This window comes from Glutamicibacter sp. X7, from assembly GCF_054889245.1.
Genome location: NZ_CM142678.1, coordinates 553,294 through 575,412, shown reverse-complemented (window position 1 = coordinate 575,412; position 22,119 = coordinate 553,294). Strand labels below are relative to the sequence as shown.

General features: G+C 58.0%; 13 protein-coding genes, 3 tRNA genes and 3 rRNA genes. 3 read left to right on the top strand and 16 right to left on the bottom strand.

Going from position 1 to position 22,119, the window contains the following annotated elements:
• Positions 1-104: 104 nt before the first annotated feature.
• The 11 genes from ACYU0X_RS02965 to ACYU0X_RS02915 all read right to left on the bottom strand — a co-directional run bounded on the left by ACYU0X_RS02965 (position 105) and on the right by ACYU0X_RS02915 (position 13,838).
• Positions 105-177, bottom strand: a tRNA-Glu gene (locus ACYU0X_RS02965).
• Positions 178-220: 43 nt separating this feature from the next.
• Positions 221-292 (bottom strand) — tRNA-Gln (locus tag ACYU0X_RS02960).
• A gap of 198 nt (positions 293-490) precedes the next feature.
• A tRNA-Pro gene (locus ACYU0X_RS02955) sits at positions 491-564 on the bottom strand.
• A 115-nt stretch (positions 565-679) separates the two neighbouring features.
• Entirely contained in the window at positions 680-2,077 is a 1,398-nt protein-coding gene (locus ACYU0X_RS02950) for an FAD-binding oxidoreductase (protein WP_461902101.1), read from the bottom strand.
• A gap of 1,420 nt (positions 2,078-3,497) precedes the next feature.
• Positions 3,498-3,614, bottom strand: a 5S ribosomal RNA gene (gene rrf, locus ACYU0X_RS02945).
• Between the two features lie 139 nt (positions 3,615-3,753).
• Positions 3,754-6,884 (bottom strand): 23S ribosomal RNA (locus tag ACYU0X_RS02940).
• 540 nt (positions 6,885-7,424) lie between these two features.
• Positions 7,425-8,952, bottom strand: a 16S ribosomal RNA gene (locus ACYU0X_RS02935).
• The 16S, 23S and 5S rRNA genes sit together here, the layout of an rRNA operon.
• Before the next feature lie 564 nt (positions 8,953-9,516).
• Positions 9,517-10,506, bottom strand: coding sequence for a 23S rRNA (guanosine(2251)-2'-O)-methyltransferase RlmB (gene rlmB / locus ACYU0X_RS02930; RefSeq protein ID WP_418908354.1), 990 nt, complete (start codon positions 10,504-10,506; stop codon positions 9,517-9,519).
• A gap of 42 nt (positions 10,507-10,548) precedes the next feature.
• The gene (cysS, locus tag ACYU0X_RS02925; RefSeq protein ID WP_418908353.1) at positions 10,549-12,003 is read right to left on the bottom strand and encodes a cysteine--tRNA ligase; all 1,455 of its coding nucleotides are present in this window, start codon (positions 12,001-12,003) and stop codon (positions 10,549-10,551) included.
• Between the two features lie 39 nt (positions 12,004-12,042).
• A complete protein-coding gene (ispD, locus tag ACYU0X_RS02920) occupies positions 12,043-13,269 on the bottom strand; it encodes a 2-C-methyl-D-erythritol 4-phosphate cytidylyltransferase (protein ID WP_418908352.1) in 1,227 nt (408 codons plus the stop codon).
• Between the two features lie 83 nt (positions 13,270-13,352).
• Entirely contained in the window at positions 13,353-13,838 is a 486-nt protein-coding gene (locus tag ACYU0X_RS02915) for a CarD family transcriptional regulator (RefSeq protein WP_309408876.1), read from the bottom strand.
• 352 nt (positions 13,839-14,190) lie between these two features.
• On the opposite strand from ACYU0X_RS02915, the gene ACYU0X_RS02910 reads away from it, so the two are divergent.
• On the top strand, positions 14,191-14,730 hold the full coding sequence (locus ACYU0X_RS02910) for a hypothetical protein (RefSeq protein ID WP_418908351.1): 540 nt from the start codon (positions 14,191-14,193) through the stop codon (positions 14,728-14,730).
• A gap of 148 nt (positions 14,731-14,878) precedes the next feature.
• Here the strand turns inward: ACYU0X_RS02910 and ACYU0X_RS02905 are convergent, their stop codons facing one another.
• Both ACYU0X_RS02905 and ACYU0X_RS02900 read right to left on the bottom strand, forming a co-directional pair.
• Complete coding sequence (locus ACYU0X_RS02905) at positions 14,879-15,559, bottom strand: winged helix-turn-helix domain-containing protein (RefSeq protein WP_418908350.1); 681 nt, start codon at positions 15,557-15,559, stop codon at positions 14,879-14,881.
• Positions 15,556-16,770 (bottom strand): sensor histidine kinase, encoded by a 1,215-nt coding sequence (locus ACYU0X_RS02900; protein ID WP_309408882.1) that lies wholly within the window; start codon positions 16,768-16,770, stop codon positions 15,556-15,558. The genes ACYU0X_RS02905 and ACYU0X_RS02900 overlap by 4 nt, the downstream gene beginning before the upstream one ends.
• A 195-nt stretch (positions 16,771-16,965) precedes the next feature.
• On the opposite strand from ACYU0X_RS02900, the gene phoU reads away from it, so the two are divergent.
• Positions 16,966-17,619, top strand: a complete 654-nt coding sequence (phoU, locus tag ACYU0X_RS02895; RefSeq protein WP_418908349.1) for a phosphate signaling complex protein PhoU — start codon at positions 16,966-16,968, stop codon at positions 17,617-17,619.
• A gap of 183 nt (positions 17,620-17,802) precedes the next feature.
• On the top strand, positions 17,803-20,370 hold the full coding sequence (locus ACYU0X_RS02890; protein WP_418908348.1) for a hypothetical protein: 2,568 nt from the start codon (positions 17,803-17,805) through the stop codon (positions 20,368-20,370).
• A gap of 115 nt (positions 20,371-20,485) precedes the next feature.
• Here ACYU0X_RS02890 and ACYU0X_RS02885 read toward each other — a convergent pair whose 3' ends face one another.
• The 3 genes from ACYU0X_RS02885 to ACYU0X_RS02875 all read right to left on the bottom strand — a co-directional run bounded on the left by ACYU0X_RS02885 (position 20,486) and on the right by ACYU0X_RS02875 (position 22,103).
• Positions 20,486-20,788, bottom strand: a complete 303-nt coding sequence (locus ACYU0X_RS02885; protein ID WP_309408888.1) for a DUF4193 domain-containing protein — start codon at positions 20,786-20,788, stop codon at positions 20,486-20,488.
• 190 nt (positions 20,789-20,978) lie between these two features.
• Positions 20,979-21,725 (bottom strand): phosphoglyceromutase, encoded by a 747-nt coding sequence (locus ACYU0X_RS02880; protein ID WP_309408889.1) that lies wholly within the window; start codon positions 21,723-21,725, stop codon positions 20,979-20,981.
• A gap of 66 nt (positions 21,726-21,791) precedes the next feature.
• Entirely contained in the window at positions 21,792-22,103 is a 312-nt protein-coding gene (locus tag ACYU0X_RS02875; RefSeq protein ID WP_309408892.1) for a DUF2516 family protein, read from the bottom strand.
• Positions 22,104-22,119: the final 16 nt, after the last annotated feature.

Genomic DNA, 22,119 nt, shown 5'->3' with positions numbered 1-22,119 from the left:
GGGCAGAGGCCGCAAGCCAGGCGGCGGGGGCGAAAGAGAATATGGGAGTGCCCAACAGCAGATACAAAAAGATCCTCCCTGAATCAGGGAGGATCTTGTAAATGTGACCCCAGCGGGATTCGAACCCGCGTTGCCGCCGTGAGAGGGCGGAGTACTAGGCCGCTATACGATGGGGCCGTATGCTGACTTACTCAGCTCGCTAACTTTCGTCAGCGAAGCGCTGGGATACCAGGACTCGAACCTAGAATGACGGAACCAGAAACCGTTGTGTTGCCAATTACACCATATCCCAAAGTGTCTAGATGCCTTCCGTTGAACTAAGGTTCATCGGCTGAACACCTCAGCACAGGAATTAACTATACAGAATTTTCGCCGAACTGCCACATCGAAAGACGCCCATGGATGCGTGATCTACGCCTCTCTTGGAGGAGCAGCCCGTAACTAGTTAAAGCAAAAAAGGGAACCTATCGGTTCCCTCTTTTGTGTTGAGTCGGGATAACAGGATTTGAACCTGCGACCTCGTCGTCCCGAACGACGCGCGCTACCAAACTGCGCCATATCCCGTGATCGGCCAACGTGAATACTCTACACCGAGTGCCTTCAGATCGCATAATCGAGAAGCCGTCGTCGCGACATTTCCGTACATCGTGCATTCACGGATCAGCCCTTGCCGGCACGATTATCGAGCTGAAAGATCTGGAATTGCCTTGCCCGGGTTGAGAATCCCCAGTGGGTCTAAGACTTCTTTAAGAGCATGCTGTAGCGAGATAACATCCGGCTCTTGCTCCCACTCAAGCCATGGTAATTTCACCGATCCAACACCGTGCTCGCCGGTGATCGTTCCACCAAGTCTCAGCGCTTCCCGTACCGATTCTTCTAGTGCAGCATTCAGCCTGGATAACCCTGCCTGCCCGGTGCTGGGATCAACGAAGAATGTCGGATGGAAGTTACCATCGCCGGCATGGGCGATAAGCCGTAGGTTCACTTCATTTCGGAGCGCAATGCTGTTGAGCTGGCGCACAAACCTGAGCATCTCTCCCTTAGGAACGGCCACGTCCTCGCCCATCCGATAAGCATCGTCCTGGGTGTCACCACGACTGGTTCGCCGCATCTCAATCAAAGTTGTGGCGAACTCATCCTCTGCCACGGACAGACGCAACGCAACCGCCCCAAGCACCTGACGAATCGCTTGTTCTTCGGCCTCTGCACCGTAGCCATCGAGACGAATCAAGAGGAGCGCACCGCCCTCACGCGAGACACTTGTTCCATAAGACTGATCCAGAACTCTCATCGTCGCTCCGTCTACAAGTTCAAGAATTGCTGGTTGAACGCGTGCTTGGGCAATATGCTGGAGGCCACGTACTGCAGTCTCGACTGAGTCGAACACACAGAAAAGGTCTCGCTGTTGGACCGGTAGGTATCGGAGTCTGACGGTAGCCCCGACCACGACGCCTAATGTGCCTTCTGACCCCGTAAACAAACCCACGAGATCATATCCGGCAACGCCCTTAAAGCTTTTGCGCCCCACATGGATAAGCCGACCATCGCTGAGTACTACATCTAGGGCAAGCACTGATTCGCGAGTGACGCCGTACTTAGCGCATCTCAGTCCACCAGCATTGGTGGCGATATTCCCACCTATCGTCGAGATCCGGTAGCTTGCAGGATCGGGTGCATACATAAGCCCGAATTCTTCAACCGCTGCATTTAGGTCATGGTTGATAACTCCTGGCTCGACGGTCGCCGTTTCGTTCTCCGGGCTGACATTCAGGATTCGATTCATTCTGCTCAGGTTGAGAACCACGGCCGGCCCGAGCACATGTACCCCACCCGAAACGCCAGATCCCGCGCCACGCGAAATAATTGGGACGCGATACCGAGTAGCGGTCCGCATAATTTCTTGTACATCCTCAACCGACTCCGGATACAAGACGGCACGTGGCGGTATGGCTTCTCCGATTAGCTGGCCAAGATCACGCGCATTCTCACGCAACGTCTGGAGATTGCTCTCGATGCGGTTTGCTGGAAGTGCACCTCGCAGGGTTTCTAGAAATTCAGCAAAACTGTCAGAGGCCATAGCCCTCATTACTCGCCTTCCGTCCTGTCCAAGCCTACTGACAGGTTATCTACATCAGTGCACTTCTCCACGACGATTACTCTTCAACTGCTCGAATGCGTATCGGTACCGCCCGGTAGCCAGATGGAAATGCCGTTTAGGCGAGTACAGCGGTAGGCAGAAGCGGTCAAAACATGACATGATCTGTGCGCGGATTCCTCTGCCGTCTGCTTCGAAGCGCAGCCATTGACCCTGGACCATTCTCAGCTGAAAGTTCCGTCTCGTCGTCCGTCCTGACTAAGTCCGCAAGAAGTCCATGGGTGAAAGAGACTGAGTACCAAAACAACAAGCCGGAATCGACGTCGTACTGACAGCATCCAAGAAGAGCGTGATGGCAACGATCGCCACGGTGGCAGGTTTTGCAAATAGCTTGTGGTGGTTCCTGATGCTTCAAATACGAGAATGAGGCACTAAGAGGTCGTTGTCGCTACATTGGCTAGTCCAGCCGTTGCAATCCCACGCGCGGGACAGTTCACAACCATGCGTGGCCAGCTCTTAGGTCTGCAGCATCCCGTTGGAGAAGGGTTATAGGCCTTCGGGCGCCGAGAGCTTGTGGTCATCGACCACTTCCAGCTCTCTTAGACTCGTTGTTGCGGCTTCCACCGCGATTTGAGCCACGCTACCAAGCGCTTTTAACTCACAATGACTCTGTTATGACTTCCACGAGACCGGCCCTCGCGTTCCAGTTGCCGGCGAAACTCAAAGTGATGCGCGCCAAACAAGCGGTATAGCCATCTTGGCAAGCTATCGTGCGATGCGCCCGAGCAACTTCCGGAACTACCGAACCTACTCGCCAGCGCTGCAATTGACATCGTGGGGTGCCTATCCCAAACGGCGACTGTATAGACACAGCGACGACTGCTTAATTTCTGGCTTGAACGCGGCCCATCATAACGATGCACATGGGCCGCTTCTCAGGCCGATAGTTTCTGACGGTAGCCGGCTATCGCCTGACCCGGCATCATGGCCATACAGATGAGCAAACGATGCCGACTGCTATTAGCCGTACTCTGCGGTGCTACCTGCTATGACGTGCGGAAACTGGTACTCGATAGAAACTAATTCCCTACACGTCCGGCTCACGCGCCCGCGCTGTTCTCAAGGCGTGTTATCGAATGGAAGTCGTCCGCGACCTCGGCCCCGCGCATGAGCGTGATGCCACGTTTGCAGTAAGTAAGTTCCCCGTAGAAGTGATCCAGGTCGAAGCAATCGTGGTTCGCTGGCGTCTAGTCCGCGGTTGACCCACCACGGGCGTCCACCCCAACCTCCGATGGTGCCGCCCCCGTGGGTAGTCGCGGGCACCTGTGTGGGTTGTGTGGTTAAACGGGTGAGGCCCTAACACACACTGTGTGTTAGGGCCTCAAACCACATCATAAGTTTAGTCCGGCGGCGTCCTACTCTCCCACACCCTCACGAGTGCAGTACCATCGGCGCAGTGGGCCTTAGCTTCCGGGTTCGGTATGGGACCGGGCGTTTCCCCCACGCTATGACCGCCGTAACAGTCTCGAAGCAAAAATGTGTTACCGATACAACCTGCCCCACACACGCACACGCGTGTGTTTGAGGGGGTTGTTGTCTCGTAACCGTATAGTGAACGCGAACAAAACCTTGTCTTTTTCAAAGGATCGTTATGTTGTGTGTTGTAAGTCATCGGCCTATTAGTACAGGTCAGCTACACAAGTCTTTAGTCCTTGCTTCCACATCCTGCCTATCAACCCAGTGGTCTAGCTGGGGGCCTCACACACTCAAGGTGCATGGAAATCTCATCTCGAAGCAGGCTTCCCGCTTAGATGCTTTCAGCGGTTATCCCTTCCAAACGTAGCTAATCAGCGGTGCACTTGGCAGTACAACTGACACACCAGAGGTTTGTCCGTCCCGGTCCTCTCGTACTAAGGACAGCCCTTCTCAAATTTCCAACGCGCGCAGCGGATAGGGACCGAACTGTCTCACGACGTTCTAAACCCAGCTCGCGTACCGCTTTAATGGGCGAACAGCCCAACCCTTGGGACCTACTCCAGCCCCAGGATGCGACGAGCCGACATCGAGGTGCCAAACCATGCCGTCGATATGGACTCTTGGGCAAGATCAGCCTGTTATCCCCGAGGTACCTTTTATCCGTTGAGCGACGGCCCTTCCACGAGGTGCCGCCGGATCACTAGTCCCGACTTTCGTCCCTGCTCGAGCTGTCACTCTCACAGTCAAGCTCCCTTGTGCACTTACACTCAACACCTGATTGCCAACCAGGCTGAGGGAACCTTTGGGCGCCTCCGTTACATTTTGGGAGGCAACCGCCCCAGTTAAACTACCCATCAGGCACTGTCCCTGAACCAGATCATGGTCCGAAGTTAGGTGACCGATACAGCCAGAGTGGTATTTCAACGATGACTCCACCCAAACTAGCGTCTGAGCTTCACAGTCTCCCACCTATCCTACACAAGCTGCACCGAACACCAATACCAAACTATAGTAAAGGTCTCGGGGTCTTTCCGTCCTGCTGCGCGTAACGAGCATCTTTACTCGTACTGCAATTTCGCCGAGTTCATGGTTGAGACAGCGGGGAAGTCGTTACTCCATTCGTGCAGGTCGGAACTTACCCGACAAGGAATTTCGCTACCTTAGGATGGTTATAGTTACCACCGCCGTTTACTGGGGCTTAAATTCTCCGCTTCGCGCCAAAGCACTAACGAGTCCTCTTAACCTTCCAGCACCGGGCAGGAGTCAGTCCGTATACATCGTCTTGCGACTTCGCACGGACCTGTGTTTTTAGTAAACAGTCGCTTCCCCCTGGTCTCTGCGGCCCACACCCGCTCAAGAGAGTAAATCTCCGTCACGAGGCAGGCCCCCCTTCTTCCGAAGTTACGGGGGCATTTTGCCGAGTTCCTTAACCATGATTCTCTCGATCGCCTTAGTATTCTCTACCTGATCACCTGTGTCGGTTTAGGGTACGGGCGGACTTGAACCTCGCGCCGATGCTTTTCTAGGCAGCATAGGATCACCGAATCACCCCACCAAAGGGGCGCCTATCAGGTCTCAGAATCAATGAGCGGCGGATTTGCCTACCACTCTTCCTACACCCTTGGACCAGGTCAATTCCATTGCCTGGCTCGGCTACCTTCCTGCGTCACACCTGTTAATACGCTGACCTCACAACATCGGTTCCCAGCCCATCCACCACACCAGCACCTCGAAAGGCACTGAGCACGGTCTCAGAGGTGGTTAGCATCCGTCGCTACGGTATGGGCGGTTCTTCGCCGGTACGGGAATATCAACCCGTTGTCCATCGACTACGCCTGTCGGCCTCGCCTTAGGTCCCGACTAACCCAGGGCAGATTAGCTTGACCCTGGAACCCTTGATCATTCGGCGGACGGGTTTCTCACCCGTCATTCGCTACTCATGCCTGCATTCTCACTCGTATAGCGTCCACCGCTGGTTTACACCGCGACTTCACCCGCTATACGACGCTCCCCTACCCATCCAAACGCTCGATCGAAACCAAGCAAATATTTGAATGACGCAACTTCGGCGGTGTGCTTGAGCCCCGCTACATTATCGGCGCGGAATCACTTGACCAGTGAGCTATTACGCACTCTTTCAAGGGTGGCTGCTTCTAAGCCAACCTCCTGGTTGTCACAGCAACTCCACATCCTTTCCCACTTAGCACACGCTTAGGGGCCTTAGTTGGCGTTCTGGGCTGTTTCCCTCTCGACTATGAAGCTTATCCCCCACAGTCTCACTGCTACGCTCTCACTTACCGGCATTCGGAGTTTGGCTAAGGTCAGTAACCTTGTAGGGCCCATCGCCTATCCAGTAGCTCTACCTCCGGCAAGAAACACGTAACGCTGCACCTAAATGCATTTCGGGGAGAACCAGCTATCACGAAGTTTGATTGGCCTTTCACCCCTACCCACAGCTCATCCCCTCCATTTTCAACTGAAGTGGGTTCGGTCCTCCACACGCTCTTACACGCGCTTCAACCTGGCCATGGGTAGATCACTTCGCTTCGGGTCTAGACCGTGCCACTCAAACGCCCTATTCAGACTCGCTTTCGCTACGGCTACCCCACACGGGTTAACCTCGCGACACAGCACTAACTCGCAGGCTCATTCTTCAAAAGGCACGCCATCACAAAACAAGTTTGCTCTAACGGATTGTAAGCACACGGTTTCAGGTACTATTTCACTCCCCTCCCGGGGTACTTTTCACCATTCCCTCACGGTACTGATTCACTATCGGTCATCAGGTAGTATTCAGGCTTACCAGGTGGTCCTGGCAGATTCACACAAGGTTTCACGGGCCCCGTGCTACTCGGGCATCCACACAAGAACGGCAGCACGCATTACACCTACGGGACTATCACCCTCTATGGTCCGGCATTCCAACCGATTCACCTATACGCCTGCACCTCATCCCACCAGCGTAGATAGAACTGGTAACGTGCGGACCCCACAACACCGATGATGCAACGCCTATCCGCTATCACACACCAACCGGTTTAGCCCCATCCGCGTTCGCTCGCCACTACTAACGGAATCACTATTGTTTTCTCTTCCTGCGGGTACTGAGATGTTTCACTTCCCCGCGTTCCCTCCACACAGCCTATACATTCAGCTGCAGGTCACACCACATAACATGGTGCGGGGTTTCCCCATTCGGAAATCCTGGCCTCAACGTCCGGTTATCGACTCCACCAGGCTTATCGCAGATTCCCACGTCCTTCATCGGCTCCTGATGCCAAGGCATCCACCGTGCGCCCTTAAAAACTTCAACACAAATCAAAGTCCTCAAAAATGAGCAACAAAAACAATCAACAAAATCACAAAACAACCCACCAACAACACCATCAGGACAACAGTGCCATCAGCAACCCACCCACACAAAGGGGGCAGGAAAAAGGGTCATCTTATAAGATGCTCGCGTTCACTATACAGTTCCCAAACAACAACCCCACACCCACCGACCACACACCCACCAAGGGGTACGCGTCCAACAGACACAGGAAACACCGAAACACCAAACCCAAAGGCTTGTTGCTTCAAAACCCAACAGCATGCCAAACCACACCAGCACCACCGGCCAACACCACGATTCCAACCACACCACCACCACACCCCACCACAGTGGAGCGAAGCAACGGCACGGCGTACTACGCACGCATCAACCAACAGCACCAAGCACAGCCAACACCCCACACCACCCCACCAACGGGGCGCCACAGGATGCCGCGATTCATTGATATTCCACCCATGAGCAACCCGCCTGCCAACACTCGTGACAGAAACAGGCAACCATAATGGTTTAGCTCCTTAGAAAGGAGGTGATCCAGCCGCACCTTCCGGTACGGCTACCTTGTTACGACTTAGTCCCAATCGCCAGTCCCACCTTCGACGACTCCCCCCACACAAGGTGGTTAGGCCATCGGCTTCGGGTGTTACCAACTTTCGTGACTTGACGGGCGGTGTGTACAAGGCCCGGGAACGTATTCACCGCAGCGTTGCTGATCTGCGATTACTAGCGACTCCGACTTCATGGGGTCGAGTTGCAGACCCCAATCCGAACTGAGACCGGCTTTTAGGGATTAGCTCCACCTCACAGTATCGCAACCCATTGTACCGGCCATTGTAGCATGCGTGAAGCCCAAGACATAAGGGGCATGATGATTTGACGTCATCCCCACCTTCCTCCGAGTTGACCCCGGCAGTCTCCCATGAGTCCCCACCATTACGTGCTGGCAACATGGAACGAGGGTTGCGCTCGTTGCGGGACTTAACCCAACATCTCACGACACGAGCTGACGACAACCATGCACCACCTGTGAACCAGCCCCGAAGGGAAACCCCATCTCTGAGGCGGTCTGGCACATGTCAAGCCTTGGTAAGGTTCTTCGCGTTGCATCGAATTAATCCGCATGCTCCGCCGCTTGTGCGGGCCCCCGTCAATTCCTTTGAGTTTTAGCCTTGCGGCCGTACTCCCCAGGCGGGGCACTTAATGCGTTAGCTACGGCGCGGAAAACGTGGAATGTCCCCCACACCTAGTGCCCAACGTTTACGGCATGGACTACCAGGGTATCTAATCCTGTTCGCTCCCCATGCTTTCGCTCCTCAGCGTCAGTAAATGCCCAGAGACCTGCCTTCGCCATCGGTGTTCCTCCTGATATCTGCGCATTTCACCGCTACACCAGGAATTCCAGTCTCCCCTACATCACTCTAGTCTGCCCGTACCCACCGCAGATCCAAGGTTGAGCCTTGGACTTTCACGGCAGACGCGACAAACCGCCTACGAGCTCTTTACGCCCAATAAATCCGGATAACGCTTGCGCCCTACGTATTACCGCGGCTGCTGGCACGTAGTTAGCCGGCGCTTCTTCTGCAGGTACCGTCACTTTCGCTTCTTCCCTACTGAAAGAGGTTTACAACCCGAAGGCCGTCATCCCTCACGCGGCGTCGCTGCATCAGGCTTTCGCCCATTGTGCAATATTCCCCACTGCTGCCTCCCGTAGGAGTCTGGGCCGTGTCTCAGTCCCAGTGTGGCCGGTCACCCTCTCAGGCCGGCTACCCGTCGTCGCCTTGGTGAGCCATTACCTCACCAACAAGCTGATAGGCCGCGAGTCCATCCCTCACCGATAAATCTTTCAACCACCCACCATGCGGTGAACAGTCATATCCGGTATTAGACCCAGTTTCCCGGGCTTATCCCAGAGTCAGGGGCAGGTTACTCACGTGTTACTCACCCGTTCGCCACTAATCCCCAAGTGCAAGCACCTGGTTCATCGTTCGACTTGCATGTGTTAAGCACGCCGCCAGCGTTCATCCTGAGCCAGGATCAAACTCTCCATAAAAAAATAAAAAGCCGCTAGAACCCTTCGGAAAATAAAGGCGAACCAGCGTACATCCTGGCGAATAAAAAACACTCGGAACAACACACGGGGGTGCATCATTCCAAGCAAAATGTTATGTATTCACCAAATAAATAAACATTCGGTATCAACAAACTTGGCACACTATTGAGTTCTCAAACAACAAACACTCTCGACACCACACCCACCCACTATCACGGGTGACTGCTTCGCTTCGGAGCAACTTTCCTAGCCTACCACCACCCCGAGTCGGACGCAAATCCGAACCGGTGAGCAGTTCCTGACTGGAAGCTCATCAACCGGTGAACACCTCGTGAAATCCGTGGTGGCCGTTCCGGCGACAGAGAAAAACTATACACGGATTCCAGAGCAACGCAAAATCGGGCAGGCTCGCCGAGCGACCCCCAGAAATCCCCGAAAACATCAGGGTTTTCCCAATCTGCCACGTATCAGCGGGACCGTGGCCCCCAAAAACAACTGATGTGAAGCGGGGCACAAACAGCAAGCTCCCCGCCCGATGGATCGGACGAGGAGCTTGTGCGGTTATCAGCTGGACGTGCCGGATTCGGCTCGCAGCCGCGAAACCTCATAGAGAGTGATGCCCACGGCCATCGATGCATTCAGTGATTCCATCGCGGAATCGATTGGGATCGACACGATCGCATCGCAGTTCTCGCGAACCAAACGGGAAAGTCCCTTGCCTTCCGAACCAACCACAATGCACAGCGGACCGGTAGCCAATTCGAAATTCGGCAATTGCATATCCCCGCCGGCATCCAATCCAACGACGAATACGCCTGCAGCCTTAATTTCCTTCAAGGCGCTCGTAAGGTTGCCGGCCTTGGCAACTGGAACGCGAACGGCGGCACCGGCGCTAGTCTTCCACGCCGAAGCCGTCATACCGACGCTTCGACGTTCCGGAATGATCACGGCATCTGCGCCAAAGGCGGAAGCCGAGCGGACGATCGCGCCGAGGTTACGCGGATCGGTAATTCCATCTAGGGCTAGAAGCAGTGGCTGCGTGCGCCGGTAGCCCTTGTCGTAGTCCTTAACCGTTTTCAGCGCCAGTCGCACTGCGTCTTGGTACTCATAGGGAGGGATCTGTAGCGCCAAACCTTGGTGGATCGCGTCATCGGTCATGCGGTCCAGCTCTGGTCGGCTAGCTTCCATCAATGGAATGCCCTGCTCGGCGGCAAGCTTGAGGGCTTCGCGCACGCGGTCGTCCACGTCGATTCGAATTGCCACATGCAGGGCCTTTGCAGGCACCCCAGCCCGTAGTGCCTCAAGAACCGAGTTGCGCCCGGTAACCATTTCGGCATTGACCTTCGGTCGATCGCTACGACGATTGCCGGAGTGCTTCGCGGCCGAACGTTCGGCCAGCTGCTTGGCGCGGTAGGCCTTGTGGTACGGGCGGTCTTCAGCCTTAGGCGTAGGTCCGCGGCCTTCCAGCGAGGCGCGGCCCTTGCCGCCACTACCCTTGGTCGGGCCCTTCTTAGTTTTCCGTACGGCTCCGGGCCGTCCCTTGGAAGTGCTCATGAGTTCATTGTCCTTTGGTCTGAGTTTAGGTTCGCCGTGAGGCTACTTGTTGAGAGTCCAGCGCGCGCCCTCGGCCGAATCGAGGACCGTAATACCGACGGCGGCCAACGCGTCACGGATTGCGTCCGAACGGGCCCAGTCTTTTGCGGCGCGCGCCTCGGCCCTTTCGGCTAGCTGCGCCTGTACGAGGGCATCAAGCACATTGGTAAGTTCATCGTCTTGGCTGTGGGTGTCCGCGCCAGCGTCGTCGAGCCCGAGGACCCGGGTCATCGCACTAACTTGAGCATAGGCAGATGCGACCGTGTCAAGATCCCTTGCATCCAGGGCGGTATTCCCTTGGCGCACCGTATCGTGCAGTACCGCCAAGGCCATTGGCACGTTGAGGTCATCGTCCATGGCCTCACCGAAACCTGCAGGTACGTCGGAGGCCGAGGGCAACTCACGCGCCGCAGCGTCCAAGGCAAAACGGGCGTTCGTCAGGAAGGTGTCGATCCGTTCCACAGCGGCGCCCGCCTCGGCCAACGAATCTGGGCGGTAGTCCAGTTGCGATCGATACTGCGCTTGCCCGAGGAAGTAGCGCACTACACGAGGTGCGGCTAGCTCCAGCATTTCGGCAGGCGAGATCGTATTGCCGATCGACTTGCTCATTTTTTCGCCAGCATAGGTCACCATGCCGTTGTGCATCCAGTAGTTGGCAAAGCCATGTCCCGCAGCCGCGGACTGCGCGAGTTCGTTCTCATGGTGCGGGAACCGAAGATCGAGGCCACCACCATGAATATCGAAAGTCGTGCCCAGGTATTTGGTGACCATGGCCGAGCATTCCAAATGCCACCCCGGGCGCCCGCGTCCCCAAGGGCTAGGCCAGGACGCGGTCTGCGGATCTTGCTCCTTATGCCCCTTCCACAGCGCAAAGTCGCGCGGATCGCGCTTCGCCCGCGGGTCGGCATCGGTCGCCGCCTGCATGTCATCGATTTTCTGGCGCGTCAGTTCCCCGTAGCCGGCAAAGGAGCGCACGTCGAAATATACGTCTCCCGAGCCATCGGTGGCCGGATAGGCATGGCCCCGCTCGATCAACCGCTCGATAAGCTCCAGCATTTCCGGGACGTGGCCGGTAGCTCGCGGCTCATAGGTCGGGCGGCGTACGCCAAGAACTTCGTAGGCCTTCGCAAATTCTTGTTCAAAGCGGTAGGCCAGTGCGAACCACGGTTCCTCGCTCGGGTAGTCCTCGGTCGGAACAAAGTCCTCTGCGAAGGAGGCCGCAGACTTTTGCAGGATCTTGTCGTCGATGTCGGTTACGTTGCGAACCGTGGTGACCTTGAAGCCGCGGTACTCGAGCCAGCGCGTCAGGATATCGAAGGCGATTGCACTGCGTACGTGCCCTACGTGCGGCATGCCCTGAACTGTGGCACCACAGTAGTACACCGACGCTTCGCCCTCGCTCAGGGGCTTGAAGTCTCGGATGGTAGCTGTCTTGGTGTCATAAAATCGCAGGCTCACGTCTTTAAGGTTAGCTGAAGATCGCTGCCCTACACCCGCCTAGTTGCGTGGAACTGGATACACCAGGGCTGTGGCGTAGGCCGTGATTCCTGTGCCCTCTCCTTCATAGCCCAGGCCATCGCTCGTCGTGGCACTTACGTCCACCGAGGCGCCGAGCGCGGCGCTCAGTACCTGGTTCGCTTCGAGACGACGCTCGGCAAAGCGTGGCCGGCGACCCACGAACTGCACGCTCACGTTGCCAATCTCGAATCCCGCTTGGCGGACCAGGCGTCCGGCCTCGGATAGCAGGCTCACCCCGCTGGCGCCATCGAATTCGGGCCGATCGACCCCAAAATGCGTGCCGAGGTCGCCGATTCCGGCGGCGGCGAAAAGGGCGTCACAGGCGGCGTGGGCCACGGCATCGCCGTCGGAGTGCCCCGCCAGTCCAATATCGTCGGGGAAGTGCAAGCCAGCTAACCACATTGGGCGGTTCGGGTCGGTGGACACCTGGTGGATGTCGACACCGTTGCCCACCCGCGGGATAAGGGGGTGCTGATCCATGGTGCGCTCCTGAGATAGACCAAGTAACTGTTCGATGCCCCGCAGATCCTCGGGGCGGGTGATTTTCAGGCTTTGTGGCGCGCCGGACACGACGTGCACCGGGTGACCCTGATTTGCCACCACCGAAGCGTCGTCCGTCAGGGCTTCGAGCTCCGGCTCGGACAGCTCCCCCAACGCCGCATGGGCCGCGGAAAGTAGCTGCGAATTGAACCCCTGCGGTGTTTGCACGGCACGGAGGTTCGCGCGAGCCGGAGTCCGGACAATCCGCCGTACCTGGTTGGCACCGAGTTCGGTTTCGCTGATGGTGTCGGTGACGTCGAGCGCGGGGATGACCGCAGCGGCACCCTGTTCCAGTTCGTCAAGCACGCGGTTAAAGACCTCAGGCGGGGTGAAAGCGCGTGCGGCGTCGTGCACGAGTACGTGCGGGAATCGTTCCGGTACCGCCGCAAGACCGGCCCGTACCGAGGCAGCGCGGCTCGTACCTCCGTCAACAAAGCTCACCGAGACGCCACAGGTGTCTAATTCCCGAGCCAAGCGGTTATCCCCTGCGGGGCACACCACCACCACGTGCTCCACGCGCGAAACCTGCGAGATGCGAGCCAGTGCGTGATCCGCCAGCGAGGTGCCGTGAATTTTCACTAGGGCTTTGGGCATACCCGCGCCCAGCCGAGTTCCTTGGCCGGCAGCTACCAATATGACGGCGGCGCTTTTCTGCTCTGTACTCACGCCCTACAGCTTATCGTGGGATTTAACAGCAAAAACCGTGGGCCGCTAAGCGTCCCACGGTCCCAGTTAATGCCGCTGCGTCGTTATGCCGAAGCCAGAACCTCGTCAAGCAAGCCTTCGGCCTTGACCTCATCGAGATCCTTGGCCAGGGCCAATTCGCTGATGAGTACCTGGCGCGCCTTGGAAAGCATCCGCTTTTCTCCGGCAGACAGGCCTCGGTCATTTTCGCGACGCCACAGGTCGCGAACGACCTCAGCGACCTTGATAACATCGCCCGAAGCAAGCTTTTCCAAGTTTGCCTTGTAACGGCGCGACCAGTTGGTCGGCTCTTCGGTGAACTCCGCACGCAGTACATCGAAGACGTGATCTAGGCCTTCCTGGCCCACCACGTCACGAACGCCGACTAGATCGACATTCTCGGCCGGGACCTCAATGGTCAGGTCACCCTGCGCCACCTTGAGCTTGAGATACATTTTCTCTTCGCCCTTGATCTTGCGCATCTTGATTTCCTCAATCATTGCTGCGCCGTGGTGCGGGTAGACAACAGTCTCGCCAACCTCAAAAACCATGTGAATTAACCCCTTTCCCAGTATTAAGTCTACCACGGGCGTTTTTGCCCACGACCTTCATGTGCCCCAAATAACCGCGAAATCACGGGGAACTACCTCTTCCAAATGGGAGAGAAACGTGGTAAGAAAGGAGGGCAAGTGCGGCGGAGCCTGCACCCCTTTCCACTCCCAAATCCTCTACGGCCTGTCGAAAAGTTTGTGGCGCAGGTCGCGAAATCATGTTTTTCGGGCCAGAACAGTTAGGCTAGGTACTAGTCGTGGTCCTCGTGTGCCCCGTGCCCCGCGCTGAGTGCAGCCCGCAGGCCGCCACGAAACCATGCAACTTTCCTAGTCTCACCGAGGAGTTAGTGTCGTGATCACCGCACGCATGACCGCTGGACGCCGGATCGCCGCGTCTATTGCTCTGACTGCTTTGGCTTTCGGCGCCACTGGCTGTGGTGCCATCAACCAGCAGGCAACCACCACCAACTACGCCGCCAGCGATGGCTCGAACATCACCGTTGCCGAGGCGAAGGCCCGCAACATCCTGCTCGTCGTCAACGACGAGAGCAACGAAGCACGCCTCATTGGTTCGGTCGTCAACCGAAGCGATTCCGCGTTGTCCTTGAGCATCGCTCCGGAGGGCTTGGCTCCCATTCGCCTGAACGTTCCGGCCGATACCGCGCTGAAGCTCGAAGACGATGCGAACGAGCAGCTGGTTAGCAACCTGACCAAGTCTCCCGGTGAGCACATCGACGTGACCTTGAGCGTAGGTGGCGAAAGCGTTGAATCCAGCATTCCGGTGGTTGACGGCACCCTTCCCGAGTACCGCGACTTCGTGCCGGGCGGTTCCGATCCGCACGTGCGTGACCACCTGACTCCGTCGCCGAAGAGCGAAGAGGCACACCACTAAACTCAGCGCTCATTTCGCGCAACATCACGACGCCCGTCGCCCCAGTTGGGGTGCGACGGGCGTCGTTTTGCATGTTCAGGAATCGAAAACCCCGCCACCCCTCCGGCAAAGCGAAGCGGTGGCGGGGTCGGCCTCGGCTCAGTCGGCCCTAGGCGACGAACTTGTAGCCCAGTCCGCGCACGGTGACCAGGTGCTCGGGTACCGCCGGATCGGCTTCGATCTTCGAACGTAGCCGCTTGACGTGGACGTCGAGCGTCTTGGTATCACCGACGTAGTCGCTGCCCCATACCCGGTCGATGAGCTGTCCGCGGGTCAACACACGTCCGGCATTGCGCAGGAGCATTTCAAGCAGTTCAAACTCCTTCAGCGGCATGGCGATTTCGGTGTTATGCACCGAGACCACGTGACGCTCGACGTCCATCCGCACCGGACCGGCGGTTACGACGTTGCTGATCAACTCGTCGCTCTCGCCTTGACGGCGGAGTACGGCACGAATGCGCGCCAGCAGTTCCCGCGAGGAGTAGGGCTTGGTGACGTAGTCGTCGGCGCCAAGCTCCAAACCCACGACCTTATCGATCTCCGAGTCTTTCGCGGTCAGCATGATGACCGGCACCTGGCTGGTAGCTCGAATCTGGCGAATGACCTCGGTACCGGGTTGCCCCGGCAACATCAGGTCCAACAGCACAAGATCGGCGCCATGGCGTTCAAATTCGGTGACCGCTACGATGCCATCGTCGGCGATATTCACCTCGAAACCCTCGCGCTCCAGAAGGTATGAGAGCGGGTCAGAGAGCGATTCCTCGTCCTCGACGATCAGAATCCGGGTCATCGGCGTCCTCCTTCACGGTCCGCCGCGGAGGCGGATTCCGTCTTGTCCTTTGTCGTCTGCGAGTCCGCGCGAGACAGCGCGGTCTCTTCCTCATCCACTAGGGGAAGTCTTAGGGTGAAGGTCGAGCCCTGTCCGGGCTGCGACCACAGGGTCACCTCACCGCCGTGGTTGGCCACCACGTGTTTCACGATGCTCAAACCCAGGCCGGTGCCGCCGGTAGAGCGGGAGCGGGCGGCATCCACCCGGTAGAAACGTTCGAAGACGCGTTCTTGCTCCTCAAGGGAAATACCCGGACCCTGGTCGGTCACGGAGATTTGTGCGTACCCATCGCGCTGACGTAATCCGACGCCGACCGCGGTGTTCGGTGGCGAATAGCGGATGGCGTTGTCGATGAGGTTGCGCACCGCGGTCATCAATAGGTCGGCGTCACCGTGGATCGGGGCCTCAAGCGAGCCGCCGACCGAGATGCGGATTGCCTTCTCTTCGGCCAGTAGCTGGTTGCGGTCCACGGCCTCGGCAATCACCGAGTCCATATTCACCTCGTGTCCGTGCACAATGGCGTCGCTGGACTGCAAGCGCGAAAGTTCGATGATGTCCTGCACCAGCGCGGCCAGCCGTCGCGATTCCTTGTCCATGCGGGTGGAAAACCGGCGTACGGCCACCGGATCATCGGCGGCATCGGTAATGGCCTCGGCCAGCAGCGAGATGGCACCGACCGGGGTTTTCAGTTCATGGGACACGTTGGCCACGAAGTCGTTGCGCATGGCCTCGGTGCGGGTAATTTCCGTCCGGTCGTCGGCCAACAACAGGATGTACTCGTCACCCAGCGGTGCGACGCGCACGTGCACAATGAGTTGCCCGGCGCCCAAGGTGGCACGCTGCAGCTCGAACTGCGCTTCGGCGATCACCCCGTCGGCCCTGACCCGGCGCACCAGATCCAGGAGCTGGTCGTGCACCAGGGTATGCCCGCGCACCAACCCGTAGGCGTAAGAGGACGGGTTGGCCCGCACCACGCCGTCGACGTCATCGAGGATCACGAAAGCGCGACCGATCACGGAGAGCACTGCGGCTGCTCCTTCGGGCAACACGGGCTCGTCGACCGCGGGGAGCTTCGCGGCGCGCGACTGGGAGTATCGGTAGGCGGCTACACCCACCACACCCAGCAGGAGGCCGATCAGCCCGGCGATGATGATCGAGAAGACGTCGTTCACCCTTTTAGCGTATCGGTGTTTGCGCCCCGACGATGGACGAAATGACCGCAAAGCGCCCAATTCAACACGCTGTTCACCGAACGTTCACTTTTCCCCTCCCCCTCGTTTACGCTAGGCTGACAAGCTTGAGATCGACCCTCCGCCCTGCCCGAAATCAGGTGGGGACGATCCGTAAACATTCGAAAGGACTGCCGAGTGCGCAAGGTATTTCAGGCCGATCTGCAGCAGATTGGCGAAGAACTGATCGAGATGTCCAATCTCGTAGCAGTCGCCATGGACCGGGCCTGGGAGTCGCTGGCCAACGCCGACGTGGAGATTGCCCAAGAGGTTATCGCCGCCGACGCCAAAATCGATTTCCTGCAGAACCAGCTCGACGAACGAGCTATTGACACCCTAGCCTTGCAGGGCCCCGTGGCCAGCGATCTGCGCATGATCGTCGGCTCCTTGCGGATGTCCGCCTCACTCGAGCGCATGGGCGACCTGGCCCGCCACCTGGCACAGCTAACGCGCCTGCGCTTCCCGAAGCGGGCACTGCCCTCGGAAATCAGCGGCGTCTTCAACGAAATGGCCCAGCTTGATATCCAGATCGCCCAGGCGGTCGGCGAACTGCTGGACACCCGCGATCTGTCCATTGCTTCGCGAATTATCGGCCTGAACCATGAGGTCGATAAGTTGCATGCATCGGTCTTCACCGCCGTGGCCGATCCGTCGTGGAGTGCCGATGCACCGACGACCGTGGATGTCTCGCTCACCAGCCGGTACCTAGAGCGCTTCGGCGACCACGGGGTATCCGTGGCCCGCAAGGTGACCTACTTGGTCACCGGCGAATGGGAGCCGACCAGCCTGTAGGGCTGCACCGAACAAAGCAGAAACCCTGTCGATGCCACTACGCATCGGCGGGGTTTTCTTTGTGCCCGGAAGCTTTCAGTCAGGAAATGATCGTATAGCTCGACTAACCTGTAGTGGTAAGGCACCGACACGTGCGGGTGTGATGTGGCGATTTGTGTGCCACAACCATTCAGGAGAGGACCTATGGGCTCCGACCAGCAACCCGAATCCGAGAAGACTCCGCCAACCAGCGCTCCGGCGGGCAAAGCCCATGAGCCGCCGGTGCCCGTCTCCACGGAGCACGGTGCCATCGGGGCTCGAGCCGGTACGATCCTGCAAGGCTATTTTCGCTTCCTGCTCTCCGGACCCGGCCTACGACTTTTCGCGTTGCATGCCGCATTCGTTGCGCTGGCGACCGCTCTGCTCGCGCTGTGCTATCAGCAATTTTTCGGGCGCGCGATCGATAACCTCGTCAGCGAGCAGCTGTTCGGTTCCGAGACGACTTCCATCGCGAATAGCTTCGAAAGTTTTCTGCTGCTGTGCTCTTTTGTGCTCGGTGGTCGACTCGACGTTGTACTTAGAGCCGAAGTCTTCTTTACCGGACCGTTCTCCTTTGACCTCGGTCTGGGGCTGAGCCAATTCACCTTCTTGGCCCTCGTGGGTGTGGGAGTCTTCGGGCTCTACCGCTGGCATGCCCGCCGACGTCTGGCCGGTATCGCTCCTCGCTGGTTTGCCCTAGCAAACTCCGTGATACTTGCCTTGGTCTTTGCGGCGCTCTCGTTGATTGGCCAGATACGCCTGGGTGATGAGCGAAACCAGGTGATGATCTCCGGAAACTTCGGGACGGTCTTTCTCGCCGTCTTTATCAGCAGTGCCATCGGCACCTTTCTAGCTCTTCCAGCCCGCTCAGCGAGTCGATGGACAGCCCTCACCGCGCTCATTCGAGAAACTACCGTGTTCACCAGTATTGCGTTGTGCCTATTCTCGGTTGCAGCGTTCGTCTTCTTCGTGGTGCTCTCGGTCAAGGGCTCACTTTCGGTCAGTGAAAGTCTCGAGTATCTACTGCTGCTTCTCGCCCTGCTCATCAATGCTGCGGTGATCCTTTGTGGCCTAGGTTTCTTCGGGCAGCTGTCAATTTACGTCCCTCCCGAACTAGCCCAGCTCTATCGGCCGCTTGATGTTCAAGCAACGGATGCAGATGCCGCACAGAATATCGACATGTTCGATCTCGGTAGCGGGCTGGGAGCTTGGCTCCTGGTTGCGACCGCGCTATCGGTGGTTATCGCTTCCATTGCCCTGGGGGTGCGCCGAGGACGTACGCAGCAGCGGTTCAATCCGCGGCGCATCTGGCAGCTTCCAGCAGGGGTGCTGATCCTGTGGCTCGTCCTAATCAACGTTTCGGCGCTCAGCGTCTGGGGCGGCGATCCGTCTCCCGCTGGCTCTATTTTGCCGGAGCTGGGTTTCCGGATGAGCTTACTGTGGTTCACGCCGATCTTCCTGACCTTAGCTGCCGCACTTATCTCGGTGCTCGCAGAATTCGCACCGTACTGGTGCTACCGCTTTGCACCCTGGGTGCTGACCCTGTGTGGTGGGCGGAAAGCCACCGCCAGTTGGGCCGCCGGCACACCCACCGTCTGGATGATCCAACCTGCCGCGCGGCCTGCTGGCTTCGCCACCCCCGATCCGGTGACCGGCGAGCACCCTGCCGGCGACCAAACGAAGGACGCTAGCTCAGCGGTCTCGCCCTCGCCGGTGCCTCACGATGTAGTGCCGGACCAGCCCCTCTCGGCGACGACCAAAAAGAAACTCCGGTTCGCCGGTATCGGTCTGTTGGTCGTGATTATCTTGCTAGCGCTGGGCTTCGGGGCGGTCGCCTTCTTGAATTCGCAACGTAAGCCCGAGGCCGAGGTGCAACGCTACCTACAGTTGCTCTCCGAGGGGCACGCCACGCAGGCCGGCGATATGGTCGATCCCGGGGTCGATTACGGCCAGCGTGTGCTACTCAGCGATGAGGTACTTCAGGCCAGTGAAGCTCGCCTCGAGCCGCAATCGGTACGTCTGGTATCCGAAACGGCTCGCGCGGCGAGCGTCGAGGCGGTCTATTCGGTCAACGGCCAGCAAGCAACTCACCGCTTTCAAGTGGCGCGCGGGCCGAAAGAGTACGGCCTACTGACGACGTGGCACATTCAGGATCCGCTGATCGCCGAAGTTCAGCTACGCTCCGGGCAACAAACGGTTAAGGTCTCGGGCACCCAGATTCCGTTGCGGGAAGACAGCGGTGGCCTCCTACATCGTGGGCAGGGCTACGGCGGTACGTTCTACGCGTACCCGGGTTTGTACGAGGTCACAGGCGAGTCAACAAAGTATGAGCAAGCTTCAAATGCTCAGTTGCGCGTGCTGGATCCCACCACCGGAGTGCTCAGGGCCGATGTCAAAACCCAACCGACGGATGCCCTAGAAAAGGTGGTCTTAGATGCCGTCAACCAAGCAGCCGAGGCCTGTGTAGAAGTACCTAGCAACACCGAAGCCTATTGCCCATACCAGTTGCGGCAGTCCGACCTTGAATCCTTCTCCGTAGTGGAGCGTGCGACCGAGGTGATCGATCTCGATAAGGACTCCTTCACCGCCGGACAGGTGACCTTTCGATATAAGAAGAGCGATCTGGGCACTCTCGAGTTTGACCCACATGAAATCAGCGTGACTTTCCGTGGAGAAATTCAGTGGGAAGAAGGCGAGCCCCGAGTTCAGAATATTAGGACCGGCTGGTTCTAGAACCGGCTCATAAAAAGCGGGGGTCTTGACCAAACACACTGTGTTTGGTCAAGACCCCCGCTTTGTGGCGCCACTTGGGCGCCGCAGATCTTCGGTGGCGAAGTGTCAGTGGGTCTTAGCCCTCGCACTCCACACAGTAACCAATTCCGCCGTCTTCGTGCACCAGCTGCGAACGGTGGCGGATCAAGAAGCAAGAACCACAGATAAACTCATCGTCCTTCTGCGGGACGACGGTCACGGTCAGTTCCTCGTTGGACAGGTCCGCACCCGGCAGATCCATGCCGTCGGTGTGGTCGGCCTCGTCCATTTCTCGCACAACGCTCTTGGCGTCCGGTGCATTAGCGGACTTTACCGCGTCTAGTGAAGCCTTACGCGCCTCGGCAACATCCGGGCGGACTTCATCGTAATCAGTTGCCACGAATTGCATTCCTAACGTGAGCCATTGAGCCTATTCGAGATAGGAGATTACAGCATACGAGGGCAGAAAATACAATCCGTTTCCATAATTTCGCTCACAGCGGTTATTTCCCGGCAACTTCCTGTTAAAGTAGCGGCGGCGTGGGCCGGAGAACATGCCGTTCCCAGCCCACGCCGCAAAGAGCTACAGACTACTTGCGCCCCTGGTTGGCCACTGCCTTGATGGCGTCGGCGGCGGCTTCCGGATCGAGGTAAGTGCCTCCCGGGGTGATCGGGGCAAAGTTCTCGTCCAGTTCGTAGACCAGCGGGATGCCGGTAGGAATGTTCAGCGCGGCGATATCGTCATCGCTGATTCCGTCAAGGTGCTTAACCAGCGCACGCAAGGAGTTACCGTGAGCGGTGACCAGGACGGTCTTGCCCTCCGACAGGTCTGCCTTGATGTCCGATTCCCAGTAAGGAAGCATGCGCTCAAGCACGTCCTTCAGGCATTCGGTACGCGGGGCGGAATCTCCCAAGTCGGCGTAGCGCTCCTCACCGATCTGGCTAAACTCCGAGTTGTCGTCCAACGCTGGTGGCGGGGTGTCGTAGCTGCGGCGCCACAGCATGAACTGATCTTCACCAAACTCGGCCAAGGTTTCTGCCTTGTCCTTGCCCTGCAGGGCTCCGTAGTGGCGCTCGTTCAAACGCCAGTCGCGCTTCACCGGGATCCACGAACGGCCTGCGGCCTCGAGTGCAAGATTTGCGGTGGTGATCGCGCGGGTTAGCAGTGAGGTGTGCAAAACCTGCGGCTTGTAGCCGGCCTCTGCCATCAGCTCACCGCCGCGCGTAGCTTCCGCGCGTCCCTTCTCGGTGAGAGAAACGTCGTACCAACCAGTGAATAGGTTCTTTTCGTTCCATTCGCTCTGCCCGTGGCGGAGCAAAATCAAAGTATGGCTCATACAGTCCATCCTAGCGAACTGGGTCCTCAGCCTTCGGGTCGCGTCAAAGTATGTCGCCAGTAAGAGCTAGTAGTACCAGTTTCCGCTCTTGCCGCTGACCGCCGGGCGGACATCGGCGAGGTAGACACAGGCGATACATGCGGCAATGAGCTGGAGGAACAGCGGACCACCGATCATCGACGGTAGTGCCGAAAGCAGCGCGACAAAGGTACTCGCGCCAGTTAAGCCTAGCCACCAGCCCTTCGTGCGTTTGCCTTCCTCGAGGTAGCGTTGCGCACCGTGCCGCAAAGCGTCCAGAAGCGCCCACACTGCCAGTCCAAGGATCACCAACGACAGCCCGTAGTAGAGAAAGTGCTCAATCGTTATCGCCCACTGCATAGTTCTATCCTACGTC

Coding starts and splice junctions, on each gene's coding strand:
- ACYU0X_RS02915 (WP_309408876.1), bottom strand. CDS start 13,838: ATGGTTTTTGAGGTTGGCGAGACTGTTGTCTACCCGCACCACGGCGCA.
- ACYU0X_RS02875 (WP_309408892.1), bottom strand. CDS start 22,103: ATGCAGTGGGCGATAACGATTGAGCACTTTCTCTACTACGGGCTGTCG.
- ACYU0X_RS02950 (WP_461902101.1), bottom strand. CDS start 2,077: ATGGCCTCTGACAGTTTTGCTGAATTTCTAGAAACCCTGCGAGGTGCA.
- rlmB (WP_418908354.1), bottom strand. CDS start 10,506: ATGAGCACTTCCAAGGGACGGCCCGGAGCCGTACGGAAAACTAAGAAG.
- ACYU0X_RS02890 (WP_418908348.1), top strand. CDS start 17,803: ATGGGCTCCGACCAGCAACCCGAATCCGAGAAGACTCCGCCAACCAGC.
- ACYU0X_RS02905 (WP_418908350.1), bottom strand. CDS start 15,559: ATGACCCGGATTCTGATCGTCGAGGACGAGGAATCGCTCTCTGACCCG.
- ACYU0X_RS02880 (WP_309408889.1), bottom strand. CDS start 21,725: ATGAGCCATACTTTGATTTTGCTCCGCCACGGGCAGAGCGAATGGAAC.